This is a genomic window from Bacillus sp. EB V-12, from assembly GCF_056158125.1.
In genome coordinates this window covers 570,545-590,020 of record NZ_JBUXJL010000001.1, presented here as the reverse complement: position 1 = coordinate 590,020, position 19,476 = coordinate 570,545, and the positions used below count along the sequence as shown (strand labels likewise).

The 19,476-nt window shown below is 34.7% G+C and carries 21 protein-coding genes; 7 read left to right on the top strand and 14 right to left on the bottom strand.

Going from position 1 to position 19,476, the window contains the following annotated elements; translation table 11 throughout:
- Positions 1–3: 3 nt before the first annotated feature.
- Positions 4–1,140, bottom strand: coding sequence for a serine hydrolase (locus tag ACZDYH_RS03185; protein WP_049106590.1), 1,137 nt, complete (start codon positions 1,138–1,140; stop codon positions 4–6).
- Between the two features lie 90 nt (positions 1,141–1,230).
- Entirely contained in the window at positions 1,231–2,523 is a 1,293-nt protein-coding gene (locus ACZDYH_RS03180) for a GGDEF domain-containing protein (RefSeq protein WP_001023185.1), read from the bottom strand.
- 327 nt (positions 2,524–2,850) lie between these two features.
- Here ACZDYH_RS03180 and ACZDYH_RS03175 point away from each other — a divergent pair, with 327 nt between their 5' ends.
- The 3 genes from ACZDYH_RS03175 to ACZDYH_RS03165 all read left to right on the top strand — a co-directional run bounded on the left by ACZDYH_RS03175 (position 2,851) and on the right by ACZDYH_RS03165 (position 4,480).
- Positions 2,851–3,468 carry a nitroreductase family protein gene (locus ACZDYH_RS03175; protein WP_000180387.1) on the top strand — a complete coding sequence of 206 codons (618 nt, stop codon included), beginning with the start codon at positions 2,851–2,853 and terminating at the stop codon, positions 3,466–3,468.
- A gap of 234 nt (positions 3,469–3,702) precedes the next feature.
- Entirely contained in the window at positions 3,703–3,921 is a 219-nt protein-coding gene (locus ACZDYH_RS03170) for a hypothetical protein (protein WP_000100485.1), read from the top strand.
- A gap of 196 nt (positions 3,922–4,117) precedes the next feature.
- Positions 4,118–4,480 (top strand): DUF3915 domain-containing protein, encoded by a 363-nt coding sequence (locus ACZDYH_RS03165; protein ID WP_006928123.1) that lies wholly within the window; start codon positions 4,118–4,120, stop codon positions 4,478–4,480.
- Between the two features lie 97 nt (positions 4,481–4,577).
- Here the strand turns inward: ACZDYH_RS03165 and ptsP are convergent, their stop codons facing one another.
- The 4 genes from ptsP to glcT all read right to left on the bottom strand — a co-directional run bounded on the left by ptsP (position 4,578) and on the right by glcT (position 9,940).
- Positions 4,578–6,290, bottom strand: a complete 1,713-nt coding sequence (gene ptsP, locus ACZDYH_RS03160; protein WP_000174207.1) for a phosphoenolpyruvate--protein phosphotransferase — start codon at positions 6,288–6,290, stop codon at positions 4,578–4,580.
- The gene (gene ptsH, locus ACZDYH_RS03155; protein WP_000411080.1) at positions 6,290–6,553 is read right to left on the bottom strand and encodes a phosphocarrier protein HPr; all 264 of its coding nucleotides are present in this window, start codon (positions 6,551–6,553) and stop codon (positions 6,290–6,292) included. Before ptsH ends, ptsP begins: the two co-directional genes overlap by 1 nt.
- Before the next feature lie 135 nt (positions 6,554–6,688).
- A complete protein-coding gene (gene ptsG, locus ACZDYH_RS03150; RefSeq protein ID WP_000475799.1) occupies positions 6,689–8,752 on the bottom strand; it encodes a PTS glucose transporter subunit IIABC in 2,064 nt (687 codons plus the stop codon).
- Between the two features lie 339 nt (positions 8,753–9,091).
- Positions 9,092–9,940 carry a glucose PTS transporter transcription antiterminator GlcT gene (glcT, locus tag ACZDYH_RS03145; protein ID WP_000073858.1) on the bottom strand — a complete coding sequence of 283 codons (849 nt, stop codon included), beginning with the start codon at positions 9,938–9,940 and terminating at the stop codon, positions 9,092–9,094.
- Between the two features lie 165 nt (positions 9,941–10,105).
- Between glcT and ACZDYH_RS03140 the strand changes: the two genes are divergently transcribed.
- On the top strand, positions 10,106–10,912 hold the full coding sequence (locus tag ACZDYH_RS03140) for a Cof-type HAD-IIB family hydrolase (protein ID WP_000594248.1): 807 nt from the start codon (positions 10,106–10,108) through the stop codon (positions 10,910–10,912).
- A gap of 73 nt (positions 10,913–10,985) precedes the next feature.
- Here ACZDYH_RS03140 and phnF read toward each other — a convergent pair whose 3' ends face one another.
- The 6 genes from phnF to scpA all read right to left on the bottom strand — a co-directional run bounded on the left by phnF (position 10,986) and on the right by scpA (position 16,249).
- The gene (gene phnF / locus ACZDYH_RS03135; RefSeq protein WP_021727649.1) at positions 10,986–11,717 is read right to left on the bottom strand and encodes a phosphonate metabolism transcriptional regulator PhnF; all 732 of its coding nucleotides are present in this window, start codon (positions 11,715–11,717) and stop codon (positions 10,986–10,988) included.
- Positions 11,647–12,435 carry a glucosamine-6-phosphate deaminase gene (nagB, locus tag ACZDYH_RS03130; protein ID WP_001024210.1) on the bottom strand — a complete coding sequence of 263 codons (789 nt, stop codon included), beginning with the start codon at positions 12,433–12,435 and terminating at the stop codon, positions 11,647–11,649. Before nagB ends, phnF begins: the two co-directional genes overlap by 71 nt.
- 4 nt (positions 12,436–12,439) lie before the next feature.
- Entirely contained in the window at positions 12,440–13,582 is a 1,143-nt protein-coding gene (nagA, locus tag ACZDYH_RS03125) for an N-acetylglucosamine-6-phosphate deacetylase (protein WP_006928115.1), read from the bottom strand.
- 211 nt (positions 13,583–13,793) lie between these two features.
- Positions 13,794–14,696: a ComEC/Rec2 family competence protein gene (locus ACZDYH_RS03120; RefSeq protein ID WP_001214830.1), complete on the bottom strand. Its 903-nt coding sequence runs from the start codon at positions 14,694–14,696 to the stop codon at positions 13,794–13,796.
- 78 nt (positions 14,697–14,774) lie between these two features.
- Positions 14,775–15,347, bottom strand: a complete 573-nt coding sequence (scpB, locus tag ACZDYH_RS03115) for a segregation/condensation protein ScpB (protein ID WP_000375168.1) — start codon at positions 15,345–15,347, stop codon at positions 14,775–14,777.
- Positions 15,348–15,505: 158 nt separating this feature from the next.
- Positions 15,506–16,249: a segregation/condensation protein A gene (gene scpA / locus ACZDYH_RS03110; protein WP_001199754.1), complete on the bottom strand. Its 744-nt coding sequence runs from the start codon at positions 16,247–16,249 to the stop codon at positions 15,506–15,508.
- A 169-nt stretch (positions 16,250–16,418) separates the two neighbouring features.
- Here scpA and ACZDYH_RS03105 point away from each other — a divergent pair, with 169 nt between their 5' ends.
- Complete coding sequence (locus tag ACZDYH_RS03105) at positions 16,419–16,514, top strand: YjcZ family sporulation protein (RefSeq protein WP_000510194.1); 96 nt, start codon at positions 16,419–16,421, stop codon at positions 16,512–16,514.
- 99 nt (positions 16,515–16,613) lie between these two features.
- Positions 16,614–17,132: a DUF309 domain-containing protein gene (locus ACZDYH_RS03100; RefSeq protein ID WP_000283596.1), complete on the top strand. Its 519-nt coding sequence runs from the start codon at positions 16,614–16,616 to the stop codon at positions 17,130–17,132.
- Positions 17,133–17,152: 20 nt separating this feature from the next.
- Here the strand turns inward: ACZDYH_RS03100 and ribT are convergent, their stop codons facing one another.
- Both ribT and ACZDYH_RS03090 read right to left on the bottom strand, forming a co-directional pair.
- Positions 17,153–17,521 (bottom strand): GNAT family N-acetyltransferase RibT, encoded by a 369-nt coding sequence (gene ribT, locus ACZDYH_RS03095; protein WP_000908401.1) that lies wholly within the window; start codon positions 17,519–17,521, stop codon positions 17,153–17,155.
- 460 nt (positions 17,522–17,981) lie between these two features.
- Positions 17,982–18,419, bottom strand: coding sequence for a peptidylprolyl isomerase (locus tag ACZDYH_RS03090; protein WP_000853782.1), 438 nt, complete (start codon positions 18,417–18,419; stop codon positions 17,982–17,984).
- Between the two features lie 187 nt (positions 18,420–18,606).
- On the opposite strand from ACZDYH_RS03090, the gene ACZDYH_RS03085 reads away from it, so the two are divergent.
- Positions 18,607–19,473, top strand: coding sequence for a DUF1002 domain-containing protein (locus tag ACZDYH_RS03085; RefSeq protein WP_000850515.1), 867 nt, complete (start codon positions 18,607–18,609; stop codon positions 19,471–19,473).
- The last annotated feature ends 3 nt before the right edge of the window (positions 19,474–19,476 follow it).

Here is a 19,476-nt window from a genome sequence, read left to right as displayed (position 1 = left end):
TTCTCATCCCCTTTGTTCTAATAAATCATTTACCATCTTTCGGAACTCTTTATTAAAGTCATCATCCATACTATTTTTCACATTTGAAAATAAAATAACAAAAGTTCCTTTTTCTTTATTAAAATTATTGAAAGTGTTCCAACCAGATAATACACCATGATTATGAAAATAATCTGGATATATATAAAAACTAAATGCATATTTCCGTTCTGCTGAAGGTGAAAACATTGCCTGTATACTTTGTTCAGAAAGAAGTTTTCCATTTATAATTGCTTCGTCTAATTTCTTCATATCTCCAACTGTCGTATACATCTCACCACAACCATATAGCCAATCCATGCCTAACTTCTGCGCTGGTACAAGCTCTTGATCTTTTTTCACATAACCCTTTGTAAAATTTTCATCTCCAGGTACCATATTTCCCATACCGGATTCATGCATATCTGCTTTTACAAATATGTTTTCTTTTATGTAATCTCCTAAAGGTTTTTTCGATATATGTTCTATTATATAAGCAAGCACCATATAATTATAATCTGTATATCTCCAACCTGTTCCTGCAGGAAATTCTAAATTTTGACGTCCAATCCAATTAATTAATTGTAAGCGGGAAGCCGCATTAATATTGCCTTTTGCGTGTTCAGGTAAACCAGAGGTATGCGTTAATAAATGATATAGCGTAATATTTTTATTCTCCGGAAATGAAGGAATATATTTATTTACATTATCTTGAATATTCAATTTCCCTTGTTCTTGCAGCTGTAAAATAGATGTGGCAACGACTGTTTTCGTAATAGAACCGATACGATATTTTGTTTGAGGCGTATTTTCTATTTTATTTTGAACATCAGCATACCCATATCCTTTATTCAATATAACATGCTCTTTATCTGTTACCAAAACTGTTCCATTGAATTGCTTTCCGACTAAATATTGATCTAATTTTTGAGATATGCTAGCATAATCAATTTGTTGCTCTTCTTTTTCTTCTATATTCCCTTGTACTTCCGATTCAATAGTAGGATTCACTTTAGTTGTTAATACAGTGTTTTCCTTTATATTGGGGCTAACAAGAAAATAGTATACTCCGCCGCCAACTATAGCAGACAGTGAAGCCACCACCATTACTTTTTTTATCATATTAATCCTCCATAATTCCTTCGCTAAAAATTGTCCCCCTATTCTATTATCAAACAATAAAAAAAAATCGCAACAATTTGTTGCGAAAAATCACATTTTTTCTTTTCTATACACACATACTTGATTCTTTCCATTTTTTTTCGCTTCATATAATGCAATATCCGCTCGTTGCATTAATTCTTCTCTTGTAGTTCCTTGTTCATATAACGCAACTCCAAAGCTAGCTGTTAACTTCGAAATTCCAGTGAATTGCTTTGTTTCAATGAAGAATCGTAATGATTCCGCAACTTGAAATGCTTCTTTTTCTACTGTATTTGTCACTAATATAATGAATTCTTCCCCTCCCCATCTTGCAAATACATGTTGCTGCTCCACTTTAGATTTCATAAGCTCTGCAAGTTGTATTAATGCCAAATCGCCAAAATCATGACCATATGTGTCATTAACTGTTTTAAAATTATCTATATCAAATAAAATAATTGCTATTTTCTCATCATTACGTATTACCTTTTCCCATTCTACCTCTAGTATTTGTTGAAACTTTAAACGATTATAAATCTCTGTCAATGAATCTATCATAGCAAGTCTTTCTTGTTCTTGATAGATTTCATCTAATTCTGTAATTTCCGTGCACTTTACAATAAATCTTGATAAATCTTCTGGCAATGGTGTCGCACGTAATAGAAAAGTAGATACTGCCCCTTCATAATTTGACATCTTAATTCTTCTACCGCTTGATAAAGTATCGTCTAGCCATGTTATATCATGCGTCGTCGAGTAGTATCCATTTTCTCTAATAAAATGTTCAGCAAATACTAAATGTTGCTCGCGATAGGCAAACAAATTTTCATATCCGAAAAACGTTAAAAAATTTGTATTACAATCAACAATTTCATCATCTTCTACTATAAATAATAAATCATTTTGAAAATCAAACATCGTTTGAAGCAGTTCCTGTTGTAAACTAACTTGCCTTACCAAAGAAAGTTGATACAAACTCTTATTCACTTCTTCTAACACTGCTTGCGGAGTTACAGGGGCTATTACAATATTACGTATTCCTAATGCAAGTACATCTGTAAATTCTTTTGTTATTTGTTGATCCCAAATGACAATGAATGTACTTTGCGAGGTATACATATTCTTTATATATTTTATTTGAGAATAATCTGTTACATACATAATTATAATGTGCGGTTTCGTTCTTTGAAATAATAGTTCGCCCTCTTCAAAACTATTTGCTATAAACATACATTTTGGATGGATATTTTCTATCGTTTGTTGATGTTTACATCCATTTTCTATATAAAGGACATTTAACTGCAGATCTTGTAACACATTTTGGAAAACCGTATTCTCTAATAAAAAATGTAGTATGTTCATCACTAGTCTTCACTCACTTCATATATCTTGTTCTACTGAATTCCTCACAAATATTTTTAAAAGACTGTTCTCCAATAAACTTTAATTTGTGAGAAATACATATTAACAAGCTAATTGAGAATGTTATCTTCCCTTTTCACTCTATAAATTCCTTTTTTAGTGTATGATTATAGGAATTATATCGTTTGTATGAATGCCCTAGCTTATTTCTTAAAACTTGACAATTAAAATAAAGATATTATATTCTTAAATTCGATAACTTACAAAATGTAAGTAATATACATTACGTTTTCCCGATAATTTTATATACAATTTGGAGGATATATTATGACAAACGACAACTTTTTTAACGTTCTATATGAACGCACATCTACACGTGCATTCAACCCAAATAAAGAAATCTCATCTACAGAATTACATGAGATTTTAAAAGCAGCAGCACAAGCACCTTCCGCTTGGAACTTACAACACTGGAAATTCCTTGTTTTTCAAGGTGAAGATGTACAAAAACGATTACATCCAATAGCTTATAACCAACAACAAATTCTTGATGCTTCTGCAGTAGTCGCTATTTTAGGTGATTTAGAAGCTTATAAAAATGTTGAGCCAGTATATGGTCCAATTGTAGAACAAGGATTTATGAAAGAAGAAGCAAAAGAACGCTTAGCTAAAAATATTGAATCTGCATATGCTCGTGAACAATTCCCAAGAGATGCTGCCTTTTCAAATGCATCTTTAGCAGCAATGCAACTTATGCTTGCAGCTAAAGCAACTGGTTGGGATACTTGTGCTATTGGTGGCTTCAATCCACAAGCACTGACAGACGAATTTAACGTTTCATCTCGTTACGTTCCAATTATGCTTATTACAATTGGTGAATCAACTTTAAAAGGCCACCCTGCACCTCGCATGAGCGTAGAGCAAGTGAGCGAGTGGGCAAAATAATAAAAAACGAAGGCAACTACATTGCCTTCGTTTTTTTATTCCCTGTCATACTTTTGTAATATTACTACAAATCATTCGACATTTATACTTATGGAAAAGTATATTCTATTCCCTTCTCATAAATAAACGTGACGTTTCGTGTCGAATTTTGTTAAGACGTTGAAATATACCCGTGTATTTTTGTTACAATTGTGATACAATGATAACAAATAGATAACAAGAGAGGGATTTTCATTGAGTTCATACGGAAGCTTTATCGCACTTTTATGTTACATAGTAACTGTACTGCTTCTATATTTTATTGGTGATGCCGCAAACATCTCCATTTTACAATTTCCAAAAGAAGAAGCATTCCAATTAGAATCAGAAAAACATACTGCACGATCCATTGTACCACTACTCCTAGCTCTTCCTGTATATATCATCGTTTTATATAAAAGTAAAAAAGTGTAAAGGCTACCCATTTCATTTATTTCGGTGGTTTTTACATTTTTTTGTTATATTCCCCCTATTTTAAACATCATTCCATACTAAACACCCAGCTAGTCATTTAAAATGAGAAAATCCCCTAGAAAAAATTCCACTCTCTGTCCAGTCACTAACTACCGAACTTACATAGATTATAAGTGTGAAGGGGGTGATGAGGATTATGTTTGGATCATTTGGATGCTGTGATAACTTTAGAGAATGTCATCATCATGAAAGAGAGCGCGACCATCGCGAGAAAGAGAGAGAGAGAGAGGTTAGACCACAACAACCAGCTGTATGTAACGTACTTGCTAACATTTCAGTTGGAACAGAACTTTCTCTTTTAAGCATTAGAGGTAACGGCACATTCAACAATGTTATTTTTGAAGGTTTCGCTAACGGTGTTGCTCTTTTCTCTGCTTTAGCTCGTAATAACAAAGACAACAAAGATAACAATAAAGACGATAAGAACAATCAAAATCGAAATACTTTTACTGGTATTTTACGTGTATGCCCAACTGATATCGTTGCAATCGCTATCTAATTCTGTCTCTTATCCTCGATAGTAAGCAAATAAGATTTACTTTTCTCATAGAAAAAACCTGAGACCGATTTCAAATCGACTCAGGTTTTTTTATTAATTATATGCTTTTAACTAGTTCAACAACTTCTTCAGCAGTTGACATCATTAATGCTTTTTCTGCTAATGTTTCCATTTCTGCTTTTGACAACTTGCTTAGCTGTGTTCTTGCAGGAAGAATAGATGTTGCACTCATACTGAACTCATCTAAACCTAATCCTAATAATAATGGGATAGCAAGTGAATCGCCCGCCATCTCACCACACATACCAGCCCATTTGCCTTCTTTATGAGCAGCATCGATAACCATTTTTACAAGACGTAAAATAGATGGGTTATATGGTTGGTATAAGTATGATACTTGTTCGTTCATACGGTCTGCAGCCATTGTGTATTGGATTAAATCATTTGTTCCGATAGAGAAGAAGTCAACTTCTTTCGCGAATTGATCTGCTAATACTGCTGAAGCTGGGATTTCAACCATCATACCAACTTCAATAGAATCAGAAACAGTTGTACCCGCTTCTACAAGTTTCGCTTTCTCTTCTAATAAAATCGCTTTCGCTTGACGGAACTCATCAAGAGTTGCAATCATTGGGAACATAATTTTTAAGTTACCGTATACGCTAGCACGAAGTAATGCACGAAGTTGTGTACGGAACACATCTTGCTCATCAAGACATAAGCGAATTGCACGGTATCCTAAGAATGGGTTCATTTCTTTTGGTAAATGTAAGTATGGAAGCTCTTTATCTCCACCGATGTCAAGTGTACGAACAACGACTGGCTGACCTTCTTTTACACCTTCAAGAACTGCTTTATACGCTTCGAACTGCTCTTCTTCTGTTGGAAGATTGTCACGGCCCATGTATAAGAATTCTGTACGGTATAAGCCAACGCCTTCTCCGCCATTATCGATAATACCTTGTACATCATTTGGTGTTCCGATATTTGCAACAAGCTCAACGTGATGTCCGTCACTTGTTACAGTAGCTTGGTCTTTTAATTTAGCCCATTCAGCTTTTTGCTCTTCAAATTTCGCTTTCTTTTCTTCAAACGAACGAAGAGTTTCTTCTGATGGGTTTACAATTACTTCTCCATCTAAACCGTCAATGATAACGATATCGCCGTTTTGGATTTTCTCCATAACAACTTTCGTACCAACAACAGCTGGAATTTCCATAGAACGAGCCATAATTGCAGAGTGAGATGTACGTCCACCGATATCAGTAGTGAAACCTTTTGCATACTTACGGTTTAATTGAGCTGTATCAGATGGTGTTAAATCTTCAGCAATGATGATTACCTCTTCAGAAATTGTACCAGGATTTGAGAAGTTAATTCCTAGTAAATGTGCAAGAACGCGTTTTGTTACGTCACGAATGTCCGCAGCACGTTCTTTCATATATTCGTTATCCATGTTTTCAAACATAGAAATAAACATTGATGCAACTTCATCCATTGCAAATTCAGCATTTACTTTTTCGCTATTTACTTTATCTTTTACTGGGTTTACTAGTTCTGGATCATTTAACACTAATAAATGTGCTTCAAAGATCGCAGCTTTGTCAGCACCTAGCTCAGCAAATGCGTGGTCCTTAATAGCTTCTAATTCAGTTTTTGCTTTCTCAAGCGCAGCGTCTAAGCGTGCAATTTCTGCAGCTTCGTTTGTAATTGATTTCTTTTCGATGTTAAATTCAGGATTTTCAAGTCTGAAAGCCTTTGCAATAGCAATCCCACTTGATGCAGCGATCCCTTGAATGTTAAGAGTCATTATTCTCCTAATCCTTCGTTTTTCATAGTTTCTTCGATAGCTGCTAGTGCTTGAGCTGCATCATCACCATTTGCAGTGATTTTAATTTCTGCGTTTTGTTGAATGCCTAAAGACATAACGCCCATGATTGATTTTAAGTTAACGTTCTTTCCGTTATACTCTAAGTTAATGTCAGAACCGAATTTGCTTGCAGTGTTTACAAGTAGAGTTGCTGGACGAGCATGAATTCCTGAGTCGCTAGTTACTTTAAAGATTTTTTCCATGATAATTTATCTCCTTTAAATTACAGTATTTTTTAGTTGTATAGACGTGAGTACTACATCATCTATTGTATATAATAGGCGATGTTCGGTCAACCACATCGCCTATTATAATTATAAACATTTTGCGTCAAATTCCTACTGAATGTCAATAATAGCGGTTTCGCCCTTCTTAACATTTCCATCTTTTTTCAATTCGACTTGTTGCCCTTGTTGTAAGTTTGTAAAGACAATTGGTGTAATGATAGATGGTGCATTTTCTTTTACAAATGCAAGATCTACTTTTAATAATGGTTGGCCTTGTTTCACCTTGTCGCCTTGTGCTACAAGCGCTTCAAAACCTTCACCATTTAATTTTACAGTATCAATACCGAAGTGGATTAAAATTTCTTTTCCGCCTTCAGATTGAATACCAATCGCATGTTTTGTAGGGAATACATTGACAATCTCACCGTTCACTGGAGAAACTACTGTTCCTTCAGTTGGCTCAATTGCAAATCCGTCTCCCATCATTTTTCCTGAGAATACTTGGTCAGGCACTTCTGTAATTGGTAAGATTTTCCCTTCGATTGGTGATACAATTGTTTCATTTTCATCAACTTTTTGAGGAGTTTCTTCCACTTTTACAGGTTCTTCTTTTTCAACATGAGGTGTACGACCTGACATAATATCATGAATTTGTGATTTTAATGTGTCAGATTTCGGTCCGAAAATAGCTTGAATGTTATTTCCAACTTCAAGTACACCAGCTGCTCCAAGTTCTTTTAAGCGGTCTTTGTTTACATTCTTTTGTTCGTTAACTTGAACACGTAAACGAGTAATACAAGCATCTAAAGAAGCAATGTTTTCTTTACCACCAAGTGCTACTAATACTTCACGAGGAAGTTCGCCTGCTTCTGCTTTTCCTGCGCCGTCATTTGCATTTGCCACTTCACGACCAGGTGTTTTTAGATTCCATTTACGAATTGCAAAGCGGAATCCGAAGTAGTAAATAACTGCTAGTACAAGACCAACAATAATTACCCACCACCATGCTGTACGGCCTGGTAGTACACCGAATAATAGGAAGTCAATTAAACCACCAGAGAATGTCATACCAATTTTAACACCTAAAATTTGCATTGTCATAAATGATAGACCAGCAAATACAGCGTGAATTCCGAATAATACTGGCGCTACGAATAAGAATGAAAATTCAAGTGGCTCTGTAATACCTGTTAAGAAAGATGTTAATGCTGCAGAACCTAAAATACCTGCTGCTAATTTTTTATTTTCTGGACGTGCTTCATGGTACATTGCTAAAGCTGCTGCTGGAAGACCGAACATCATGAACGGATACTTACCAGTTGTAAATGTACCTGCTGTTAATTCTACACCGTCTTTTAACTGTGCCATAAAGATTTTTTGGTCACCACGGATTAATTCGCCAGCTGCATTTGTATACTGACCGAATTCGAACCAGAACGGTGAATAGAAAATGTGATGTAATCCAAATGGAATTAATGAACGTTCAATTAAACCGAATATAAATGCTGCGATTGTTCTATTTGCATCAATCATTTGATGTGAGAACGTGTTTAAGCCACCTTGAATGTATGGCCAAACGAAGCACATGATAATACCTACTATTAAAGAGAATGTTGCAGTTGCGATCGGTACGAAACGCTTACCTGCAAAGAAACCTAAGTATGATGGTAATTCAATGTTGAAGTATTTATTATAGCAATATGCCGCTACTATACCGACGATAATACCACCAAATACCCCTGTTTGTAGCGTTGGAATACCTAATACGTTCGCATACGCTGGATCTGCAAATCCAATTTTTACTGGGTCTGCTCCAGAACTTGTTACTTTCACTAGCTTATCTACTTCTAAGAACACACTCATCGTTTTGTTCATAATTAAGTAGCCGACGAATGCTGCTAAACCAGCTACTCCGTCTCCACCAGCTAAACCAATTGCTACCCCAACTGCGAATAATAATGCAAGGTTAGCGAAAATAATATCACCAGATTGTTCCATAATTTTTGCAACCATTACGAACCAATCTGCTTTTAAAGCAGGAATAACATTTGTTAACTGTGGATTTTGAAATGCATTACCAAATCCAAGTAAAATACCTGCCGCCGGTAAAATCGCTACTGGAAGCATTAACGCTTTTCCGACTTTTTGAAGAACACCAAAGATATTCTTAAACATGGAAACCCTTCCTCTCTTATCTATATTGATACCTTCCGACAAACGCCAAAAAGACATGAGGAAAAAAAGATAGAACGATAGCTATACAAAGGGTAGTATATCCCTTTCTCTAGCTTACATTCCTTACTTTTCTCCACTCATGCCTGATCGAATCAGTAACACGTGTCAAAAATAGGTTTACGTATAAGTTCACTATAATTAAGGCAAACGTTTTCGTTACTCACCTTAATGTGTTTGTCGAAATTTGTATAACTTTGCAATAGTTATTATACATAACTATTGTAAGCGATTCAATCATTTTTTTTAACGTTTTCATTTTAGACAAAAATATATGACTTTTTACACATGCTCTGCCTTTACTAAGCGTTGCAAGTGCATCGTTAAATAAATACTTTCAGCTTCATATACAGGTAGTTGCAACTCTTTTTGCATGACCTTAACTAGCTTCCAAGCCAAGTTATAGCAAACTGGATACTCCGCCTTTAATAAATCAGCAAAACTTTGCGATTCCTCTACTTTTTCTCCTTTTTTCACCCTCTCAATAGCATATTGAAGATGACGAATAAGACGTAAATAATGAATGCTCTCTTGATCTAATGTAATTTGTAAGTTTGTCTCAATTAAAGATACAAGTTGTGCAATGAGACGGGAGTTTTGATTAACTGAAGATAAATCAGAATTTGTAAGCGAACTGTAAATGTGCAGTGCAATAAAACCAATTTCTCCTTCAGGCAATGTAATTTGCAAACGAGAATTTAAAAGTTCTACAACACCTTCCGCAATTTCATATTCCTCTGGATAGAGCATTTTTGTTTCAACTAAAAAAGGGTTATCAATTGTAAGTCCTTGTTTTAACCTTTTAATCGCAAATGAAATATGATCTGTTAACGCAATATGAATATGTTCATTTAGTGGAGATTTCGCTTTTCCTTGAATGTACAGCATAATATCGTTCATCAATTCAATTAATTTTTCACTAATATGCGGCACTAATAATTTGTATTGTTCACGATCACGTTCATTTTTTAAGACAAACATTTTTTCGATTTGTTCTTGCTCCAATACATCTTTCGCTTTTTTCCCAAATCCAATTCCTTTACCAATCACTACTACTTCCTCGTGTTCCGGATGGCTAGCAATGATGACATTATTATTTAAAACTTTTTTAATTTCTAGATAATTACTCATATAACACCACCCTCGTACTTAAATAGCCTACTTTTATGTTACAGAATATTCTTCTTTGTCGTCAATGTAAAACATCTGCCATTTAATAAAAATTCATTTTTTAGACATGTTTATATATGATGCGTATAATGTAAGAGCAACTGTACATAGAAAGGAGATAACAGCATGATTAAAATGTTTGTAAGTGATATCGATGGTACAATGATGCAACACGGAGGTCTTATTGATGAACAAGATGTTGCGGCACTGCGCAGCCTTGCCGAACAAAATGTTATTCTTTGCTTCGCTTCCGGAAGACTTGATAATGAAATTGCAGACTTAATGAAAGCTGTAAATACAAATTTTCATCGTATTAGTGTAAATGGTGTTTTTGTATATACACATGAAAATAAACAACTATTATCTGCAACTTTTGATTCCAGCATACTTCCCGATTTGTTAGCTATGACGAATGAAGAGCCTTATTTCCGTTATGTAAGTGATGAGCATAATTATTACATTGAAGAGAAAACACCTTTTATTCAAGAACTTGAACAACAAGTAACTATGACTTCTGTTGAAGAACCAAACTTACTACAGAAGATTGATGATACAATTTTCCCAAATAAAATTTCTGTCGGCGGAACAAAGGAGAGCTTACAACTCCTTCAGAAAAAAATTGATGAAAAATTCCACGGGAAAGTTAGTACTTTCATCTCAGCAGAACAATGTTTAGATGTAATGCCACCGAATGTTAGTAAAGGCTCTGCCATTTCTGTTTTATTAAATGAGTTTCAAATAAAACCTGAGGAAATTGCTTGTATAGGGGATTCTTATAATGACATTCCTATGTTTTCTTTAACTCCTCACAGTTTTGCTATGTCACAAGCAGATGATGCAGTAAAAAATCACGCTCACTATGTAGTAAATCACGTCAAAGATGCTGTTAACCACGTAATTGCTCATAATAAAAATACGACTCATTCCTTATAAGGATGAGTCGTATTTTTATTTCTTTACATGTTAACCATTTTCAATTCCACTGTACTTCACAAACTGAAATATACTATTTGTTACGTGCGATATTCGTAATAAATTTATAACGATCTCCACGATAAATACATTTCACGTACTCTAGCGGTACCTCACCTTCTGAATATGACCATTGACGCATTACAAGTACAGGCGCCTTTTTAGGAATATGCAGATGTTCAGCTTCATTTTCCGTCGCAACGGAAGCTTCAATTGACTGAGTAGCGCTAACAAGTTTAAAGCCCAGTTTTTTCTCTAAATGTTCATATAAAGATTGTTGCAATATCTCTTCGTTAATATCTTTTACAAGAGCTGGCGACAAATATGTCGTCTCAAAAGCAATCGGTTCATCATCAGCTAAGCGAATACGCCTCACTTCATAAACCGATTCCCCCTCCTGTATTCTCAACCGGTCTGCTATTTTAGCAGTAGCTGGAACTAGGCGGAAACTAAGTAATTGACTACTTGGGTTCATCCCACGAGAAATCATGTCTTCTGTGAATCCCGTCATTCCTTGCAATTTTTGTTCCACTTTCGGAAGTTGGACAAATGTTCCAATTCCACGCTTCCGATATAAATAGCCTTGTTCCACTAAATTATTAATCGCCTGTCTGATTGTCATTCGACTCACTTCGAACTTATCACAAAGTTCATTCTCAGATGGGATTTTATCTCCCGGCTTCCATTCGCCGTCCTCAATTAGCTGTTTCACCCACTCTTGAATCTGATAATAGATCGGAAATGGTGAATACTTGTCGATGTTCATCAGCAATCGCCTCACTGCATAAAGATAGAGCTTCTTGATCAGCGATTACGGTTACATTCGGATGACGTTGTAAAACTGTAGCCGGACACTCTTCACTATATTCACCTTGCAATAATTCTTTAACAGCTTCTGCCTTTTTAGAACCCATAGCAACAAGTAGAACTTGTTTCGCTTTCATAATGCTTCCAATTCCCATTGTAATCGCATGAGTTGGCACATCTTCTTCTTTTTCGAAGAAGCGAAGGTTTGCTTGGCGTGTAGATTCTGTTAATTCAACAATGTTTGTTGGAGAATTAAACGGTGTTCCTGGCTCATTAAATCCGATGTGACCGTTTTCACCGATTCCAAGAATCTGTAGGTCAACTGGGTTAGCAGCTAGAATGCTCTCGTAACGTTTGCACTCTTCCTCTAAATCACTTGCCATCCCGTTTGGTACATAAGTTTGTTTAAATGGAAGATGATCAAACAACTGTTCTTGCATGAAATAGTGATAGCTGTTTTTATCTTCATGTGGTAAATTTACGTACTCATCTAAGTTTACAGTGGTTACACGGCTTGTATCAAGTTTATTTTTTCGCATTTCTGCATAAATACCTAATGGAGAGCTTCCTGTAGCCATTCCTAATGTTGGATTTTCTTTTGTTTTTACAACTTCTTCAATTAATTTATAACCTGCTTCTGCTAGTTCTTCTGGAGTTTTTACAACAAGAATATTCATTTAATTACTTCCCTTCCTTCATATGAATTCCTAAACGAACCGTATCATATACATGTAAATCTTCATTCATCACAACAAAGTCTGCATCTTTTCCTACCGCTAATGCACCTTTATTATTTAATCCAAACTCTTCTGCTTGGTTAACTGATGTCATCAGTACTGCATCTTCGATTGAACAACCTGTAAATTCAATTACATTTCGGAAAGCTTGATCCATTTTTAGAATACTACCAGCTAACGTTCCATCTTCTAATCGAGCACTACCATCTTTTACATGTACTGGCTGTCCGCCAAGCTCATATAATCCATCTTCAAGACCTTTTGCACGCATTGCGTCAGTAATAACACTTACTTTTTTTGGTCCTTTTAACTTATATGCTAATTTCACCATATCAGGGTGAATATGAATACCATCTGTAATTACTTCAACCATTACATCTGGATTTAATAACACATGACCAACAACTCCTGGTTCACGGTGATGTAATCCACGCATTTGATTGTATAAATGTGTTGCATGTGTAATTTTTCTATTTTTTAGTTGCCCATCAATTGCATCTGTATGCCCCATTGTGCCAACTACACCAGTTTCAGCAAGATATTGTTCAAACTCTAATGCTCCCTCTTCTTCTGGTGCATATGTTACTAATTTAATTAAATTCCCACTTGCTTCTTGCCATTGTTTAAATTGCTCAATATTTGCAGGAACGATATGTTCAAGTGGTTGTGCACCTGCACGTTTCTTTGAAACATAAGGTCCTTCTAAGTGAATATATTCGAAATGCGCTCCTTTTTCTTTTGCTTCTTTTGCAGCAGTTAACGCTGCTTCAATTGCCTCTGGAGCTTGTGTCATTGTTGTTGGGAAGTAAGTTGTAACCCCTTCTTTTAACATTTCTTTACCTAGAGTTACTAACCCATCGCTATTTGCATCCATCGCATCAATATCGTATCCACCATGAATATGAACATCGATCATACCTGGAATTACAATCTTCCCTGTAGCATCAAAAACAGTTTCATTTTCTTGTGGTACATATTGAGCCATCAAACCAATTTCTTTAATGGTTTCTGCGTAACGAATAAATCCGTTTTCCACTATTTCTTGACCTGTGTAAATTTTGGCATTGATGACAATTTGCGTTTTCATTTTCATCGATCCTTTCCCATGAATTACCTACTTGTTATTATTACCTTATTCGCCTAGTTCCATCTTAATATACACACGAGTAGTTGTCTATACATTCTAATAAAATTTCCTTTTTATTCAACAGAAAAGGAAATTTCTTACGTCTCTTATAATTATAATATATATTATTCATTTTTCCAAAAAGGGACAGTATCGCCCCCTAATATAGAAATCACTTCAATAATGGCATTAACCCGCTAGACTCTAACATAATATGTTCACCATCTGTTTCCATTTCTACTGTACTTTTATTCGTTCTATATACCATTATACCGTGCCTTTTTAAGCGTTTCACTACACTTTGGTGAGGATGTCCATACGGATTACTACTCCCGTACGACAAAATAGCAAACTGCGGTTCCACTTTTTTTATAAACGTTTCACTTGTTGAAGTATATGAGCCGTGATGCCCTACTTTTAACACATCTGCATGGACATCAAATTGTTTTAATATTTCATGTTCTGTCCGTACATCCGCGTCACCCATTAATAAAAAATCCGCTTTTCCATATCGCACCTTTAAAACAATTGAGGATTCATTATTTTCATCTTTTGATTTCCCGTTGTTTAATACTTGTATAGAAACATGTGGATCCAGCGGTATATATTGTCCTTCCTTTACTGAAACGAAAGGTATCCCTCTTTTTTTTATATTATTCCGATACGTATGATAAGTAAGAGAACTATATGTTTTTCCGCTATCTAATATAAGCGATACCGGCATTTGCTCTACAATTGGAATTAACCCCCCTATATGATCCATATCGGGATGCGTACTGACAATTACATCTAAATGATTAATCCCTTTCTCAATTAATTTCTGAATAATAACCTCTCCTGCTTCATAAGGTCCTCCATCAATTAACATTGTTTGTCCATTTGGCATTATAATAAGTGTTGCGTCACCTTGCCCCACTTTTAAAAAGCTCACTTTCATTTTACTAAGATGTTGCCGATGCATATGTAAAGGAGACGTAGTATGAATGGACATCATATACCTTTTAGCTGATGCGCTATTTAAAGAAAAACATAATAAAACAGAAACTAATAATAAAATAATCCGCATACCTCTCATAACTCGTCTCCTTTTTTCATTTAGTATGGCACTGTAAATAATTGATATACAAAAAAAGCTTAGCAAAATGCTAAGCTTTTATTTCGATATCTCTTGTAAGGAACCGAAGAATAAATCTGCTTCATTCATTTGTTCATTCTCTTCAGAAAGCGGTGGTAAATCATCTAATGTTTTCAATCCAAATGTGTCTAAAAATTCTTTTGTTGTTCCGTATAAAATAGGACGCCCTGGTCCTTCTGCTCTTCCCATTTCTTTTATAAGTAAATGTGAAACCAACGTTTGTAACGCCTTATCAGTTTTAACTCCTCTAATCTCTTCCATTTCAGTCCTTGTGATTGGTTGGCGATATGCAACAATCGCTAACGTTTCGAGGGCAGCTTGTGAGAGTGAAGCAGCTGTTGGTGTATCTATTAATTTTTGATAATATGAAGCATGTTCTTTCTTTGTAGCAAAACGATATACTTTTGCATACTGTACAATTTGCAAACCACGGTTTGCACCTTCACATTCTTGTTGCATTTCTTCTAAAATATTAATTGCTTCATTCATTTCAATTTCAAGAACTTTCGCTATTTGTTCTGGATAAATCCCTTCATCACCAGAAACAAATAAAAGGCCTTCAATAATTGACTTTTGTTCTTTCCTATCCATTTCACGAGCTCCTTCCTTCTATTTTCTCATAAAAATACACATCAAAAAACCGAATCACAATTAATGCGTTCGGTTCAATATTTTTTCTCTTGTTCCAAACGATACATTAAAACCTAGCATGAGATAAAATGTTGCTATCCCATTTTCACATACTTGCTCTATGTAGATTTATTAGAGCTTGATACGAAAATTTCATCAAAATTATGTTCTTGCTCAATTATGATTTGTTGATTTTTCATAAGTTCCAGAACTGCTAAAAATGTTACAACCATTATTTCACGTTCATCATCAACAAACAAATCATAAAAACTTTGGCGACCACCCTTTATTTTTAACTGTTTTAAAATATCAGTCATTCGCTGTTCAATTGGTATTTCTTGACGAGTAATACGTGTTGTTACAGGTTTTTTTGCCTTTTTACGACGCATTAATTTTTGAAATGCTGCTAGCATATCATATAACGTAACATCAAGAGGTAAGCTTGTCTCCTCTTCTTGTTGCAACGATGTAAAGTCAATTGGTGGACGTGTATATAGCTGTGCTCTTTCTTGTTCTCTTTCTTTTAACTCAGTAGCAACTTGCTTATATTTCTTATATTCAATTAACCTCTCCATCAATTCTTGACGAGGATCATCTATAAAATCATCACCGTTATCAAGTACATCTTCTTCATGTTTCGGCAACAACATCTTACTTTTAATTTGTAATAACGTTGCAGCCATTACTAAATACTCACTTGCAACATCTAATTGAAGTTCTTTCATCGTATGCACATAAGATAAATATTGCTCTGTAATATCTGCTACAGGAATATTATATATATCAATTTCATAACGATGTATTAAATGTAACAATAGATCTAACGGCCCTTCAAAAGCCTCTACTTTAAAATTATATTGCACAAAGCATCCCACCACATTTTTTCTATAACAACATAAGTATAGAGCATACTCATGTTCTATCCAACCTTTTTAAGAAATTTAATTAAAAATAGACCGATGCCTATGTCATCATGCCCACCACTTCATATGATAACAGTGTAGTAAGAACAATGTAGGAGGTCAAAAAACTATGGGTCACGTTGATTGTGGTTTTAGCGGTGGGTTCGCATTACTTGTTGTACTGTTTATTTTACTAATTATTGTAGGAGCAGCTTGCTTCTGCTAATATGAACAATAACGGCTAGGGGGAAACCTCCTAGTCGTTTATTGTTCATATTTCTATGATACACTTATATGTATAACCGTTAGATAGGAGCGAGAAAACATGTATCCTACCGAATACATACAATTTTTAATTCATTTCCATGGAGATTATGACTATTTTGAATGCCACGAAATACTAGAAGAGTATTGGAAGACAAAACCAAGAGGTAATCGTGATCATTACTTAGTTGGTCTCATTCAAATTGCAGTTTCTTTATACCACCAAAGACGTGCTAATTGGAATGGTTCTACAAAAATGATGAAAAGCGCAATTACAATTTTAGAAAAAAGCGGTGTGCCTTTACAACGTTTAGGAATTAATCAAGTACAACTTCTTTCCTTGCTCAATGAAAGATTGCAATCTATCCATAAAAAAGAACGTTTTGTACCTTTATTTTTACCCTTATCAGATTCATCGTTAGAGAAGCAGTGCATAGAGTTATGTCAAAAACAAAACCTCCCTTGGAAAGACTTGAATGCTATCCCAGGTGAATATATTATAAACAAGCACACTTTGCGTGATCGCACAGAGGTCATTACTGAACGAAACGAACAATTACAAAAAAGAAAGCAGAGATAATAAACTACTTATCTCTGCTTTCACGAATGTATATTTTGTTCTAGCCCTTTACATTTTTCGCAAAAACTTGCTGTTTGCTCATTTCCGCAAATTGTAAACTCAAGAAATTTACTCTTTAACTCTTGAACCATCTTCGTCCCAATCCCCACATGACGGTGAGACGGGTTCACACTCAAATGCTGAATTTCTAATACTTGATTCTCTTTTTTTACAATCCCCATTATTCCAACAAAATCTTCATTTTCTTTCCACAAATACAATTGCCAATCATCTTTTGCTTCATATTCTTTCATTGTCAATTGTAATGTTTTCACATCTTTTTCAGTTGGCATAAACGAAAGAAGCCCCATTGCAATTTTTTCATAACTTTTTTTAAAACGAATTAACATAACCCTTATCCCTTCTTACAAAAGTTACAAACTAGTAATCCCCTCAATCACTCTTTTCATATCACATTCATTTTACAATATTTTCAACAGAGTGAGAAGAGTCTAAAACAACTTGATAATCATACAAAGCGAAAAGAAGAAAGTCAAATCTATGTTTCAGCACTATTCCTTTAATAAATAGAGTTAAAAAAAGAAAATTTTATATGGAATGGAAAGAAACATATCATTCAACAGCACTTCATTTATAGTTACTCTAAAGCAGCACAATTCTAGCAAAATTAATATAACAAAAAATATTTATTGAAACATATAATGTAATGTATTCTATGTAATTGGTTAAAGGTTTGTTCTCACAAGCAATATATTTTAGCAACAATACTACTTGTATGATGAGCTGTAGAAGTAGTACTCAATCTCATTAAAAATAAAAAAGAGAGCAAAAGCTCTCTTTTTCCTTACCTTATTCTTCCCAAACTTTAACTTCTTTCATTACATCGCCTTGACGCATTTTTAATACTGTTTCAATACCGCTTGTTGCTTTACCGAATACAGTATGAACACCATCTAAATGCGGCTGTGGCTCATGAACGATAAAGAATTGGCTACCGCCTGTGTTACGGCCAGCGTGAGCCATAGAAAGTGATCCTACAAGATGTCTATGAGGGTTTCCATCAGTTTCACATGGAATAGAGTATCCTGGGCCACCTGCACCTGTACCTGTTGGGTCTCCACCTTGGCTTACGAAGCCAGGAATAACACGGTGGAATGTAACACCGTCATAAAATCCTTGCTCTGCTAATTTTTTAAAGTTTTCTACTGTTTTCGGTGCTTCTTCTGGGAAAAATTCCAAGTCGATTTTTTCACCGTTTTCCATTAATATGTATCCTAAAGTTTTCATACGTATATGTCTCCTTTCAAGTATCTCAGCACTATATTACCACATTCATGACTAGAAACAAAAAGAATCCGACAATCTAGATACTTCTTTTTTGAAATGTGGAAAAAGCTAGGTGACAAATAAGAAATATATACTATAATAACTTTGTTGCCCGAAAATTTTAGAAAGAGAAAGGGAGCGATTTTTCGTGAAAACGAAATTACTAGCTCTGCTATTAGCTGTAACGGTATTTATGATGCCAACAGCTTCGTTTGCAGACATCATCGAGGGAGAATCAATTGTTACATTAGGAGAGAACTTATCTGAACAACAAAAACAAGATCTGTTAAAAGAAATGAAAGCACCGAAAGATGCTACAATTATTACTGTATCTAATGCGGAAGAACATAAATTTCTAGAAGGCATTGTTCCAAAAGCACAAATTGGTACGAGAGCAATTTCTTCTTCTATGATTACATACACAAAACCAGGATCTGGTCTTATTGTACGATCAAAGAACATTAACTGGGTAACAGATGCAATGTACACTAACGCTTTGATTACAGCAGGTGTAAAAGATGCAGAAATTCAAATTACTGCACCTTTTAAAGTTTCAGGAACTGCAGCTTTAACTGGATTAATGAAAGCATACGAAACTGCGTCCAATAAACAAATTCCTGAAGAAGTTAAAAAAGTAGCGAATGAAGAAATGGTACAAACAGCCCAGCTTGGTGATAAAATTGGTGAAGAAAAAGCAGTTCAACTTGTTGCAAAAATTAAAGAAGAAATTGCAAAAGAACAGCCAAAAACAACAGAAGATTTACGTTCATTAATTAAAAAAATTGCTGATCAACTCGGCATTACATTGACAGATGAACAGTTAGATAACTTAGTATCGTTATTTGATAAAATGAAAAATCTTAATATCGATTGGAATCAAGTTGGTAGTCAATTAAACAAAGCAAAAGAACACGTTTCTGCCTTCTTAGGTTCTGAAGAAGGACAAAGTTTTCTAGATAAAGTGAAAGATTTCTTCTCAAGTATCATTGATTTTGTTAAATCTTTATTCAAGTAAAAA

Bases quoted from the DNA above. Each gene is read 5' to 3' on its own strand.
- phnF (WP_021727649.1), bottom strand. From the start codon at position 11,717: ATGAACATCGACAAGTATTCACCATTTCCGATCTATTATCAGATTCAA.
- ACZDYH_RS03105 (WP_000510194.1), top strand. From the start codon at position 16,419: ATGGGTCACGTTGATTGTGGTTTTAGCGGTGGGTTCGCATTACTTGTT.
- nagA (WP_006928115.1), bottom strand. From the start codon at position 13,582: ATGAAAACGCAAATTGTCATCAATGCCAAAATTTACACAGGTCAAGAA.
- ACZDYH_RS03185 (WP_049106590.1), bottom strand. From the start codon at position 1,140: ATGATAAAAAAAGTAATGGTGGTGGCTTCACTGTCTGCTATAGTTGGC.
- nagB (WP_001024210.1), bottom strand. From the start codon at position 12,435: ATGAATATTCTTGTTGTAAAAACTCCAGAAGAACTAGCAGAAGCAGGT.
- ptsG (WP_000475799.1), bottom strand. From the start codon at position 8,752: ATGTTTAAGAATATCTTTGGTGTTCTTCAAAAAGTCGGAAAAGCGTTA.
- ACZDYH_RS03175 (WP_000180387.1), top strand. From the start codon at position 2,851: ATGACAAACGACAACTTTTTTAACGTTCTATATGAACGCACATCTACA.
- glcT (WP_000073858.1), bottom strand. From the start codon at position 9,940: ATGAGTAATTATCTAGAAATTAAAAAAGTTTTAAATAATAATGTCATC.
- ACZDYH_RS03165 (WP_006928123.1), top strand. From the start codon at position 4,118: ATGTTTGGATCATTTGGATGCTGTGATAACTTTAGAGAATGTCATCAT.
- ACZDYH_RS03100 (WP_000283596.1), top strand. From the start codon at position 16,614: ATGTATCCTACCGAATACATACAATTTTTAATTCATTTCCATGGAGAT.
- scpB (WP_000375168.1), bottom strand. From the start codon at position 15,347: ATGGATAGGAAAGAACAAAAGTCAATTATTGAAGGCCTTTTATTTGTT.
- ACZDYH_RS03140 (WP_000594248.1), top strand. From the start codon at position 10,106: ATGATTAAAATGTTTGTAAGTGATATCGATGGTACAATGATGCAACAC.
- ACZDYH_RS03180 (WP_001023185.1), bottom strand. From the start codon at position 2,523: ATGAACATACTACATTTTTTATTAGAGAATACGGTTTTCCAAAATGTG.
- ACZDYH_RS03090 (WP_000853782.1), bottom strand. From the start codon at position 18,419: ATGAAAACTTTAGGATACATATTAATGGAAAACGGTGAAAAAATCGAC.
- ribT (WP_000908401.1), bottom strand. From the start codon at position 17,521: ATGTTAATTCGTTTTAAAAAAAGTTATGAAAAAATTGCAATGGGGCTT.
- ptsP (WP_000174207.1), bottom strand. From the start codon at position 6,290: ATGACTCTTAACATTCAAGGGATCGCTGCATCAAGTGGGATTGCTATT.
- ACZDYH_RS03120 (WP_001214830.1), bottom strand. From the start codon at position 14,696: ATGAGAGGTATGCGGATTATTTTATTATTAGTTTCTGTTTTATTATGT.
- ptsH (WP_000411080.1), bottom strand. From the start codon at position 6,553: ATGGAAAAAATCTTTAAAGTAACTAGCGACTCAGGAATTCATGCTCGT.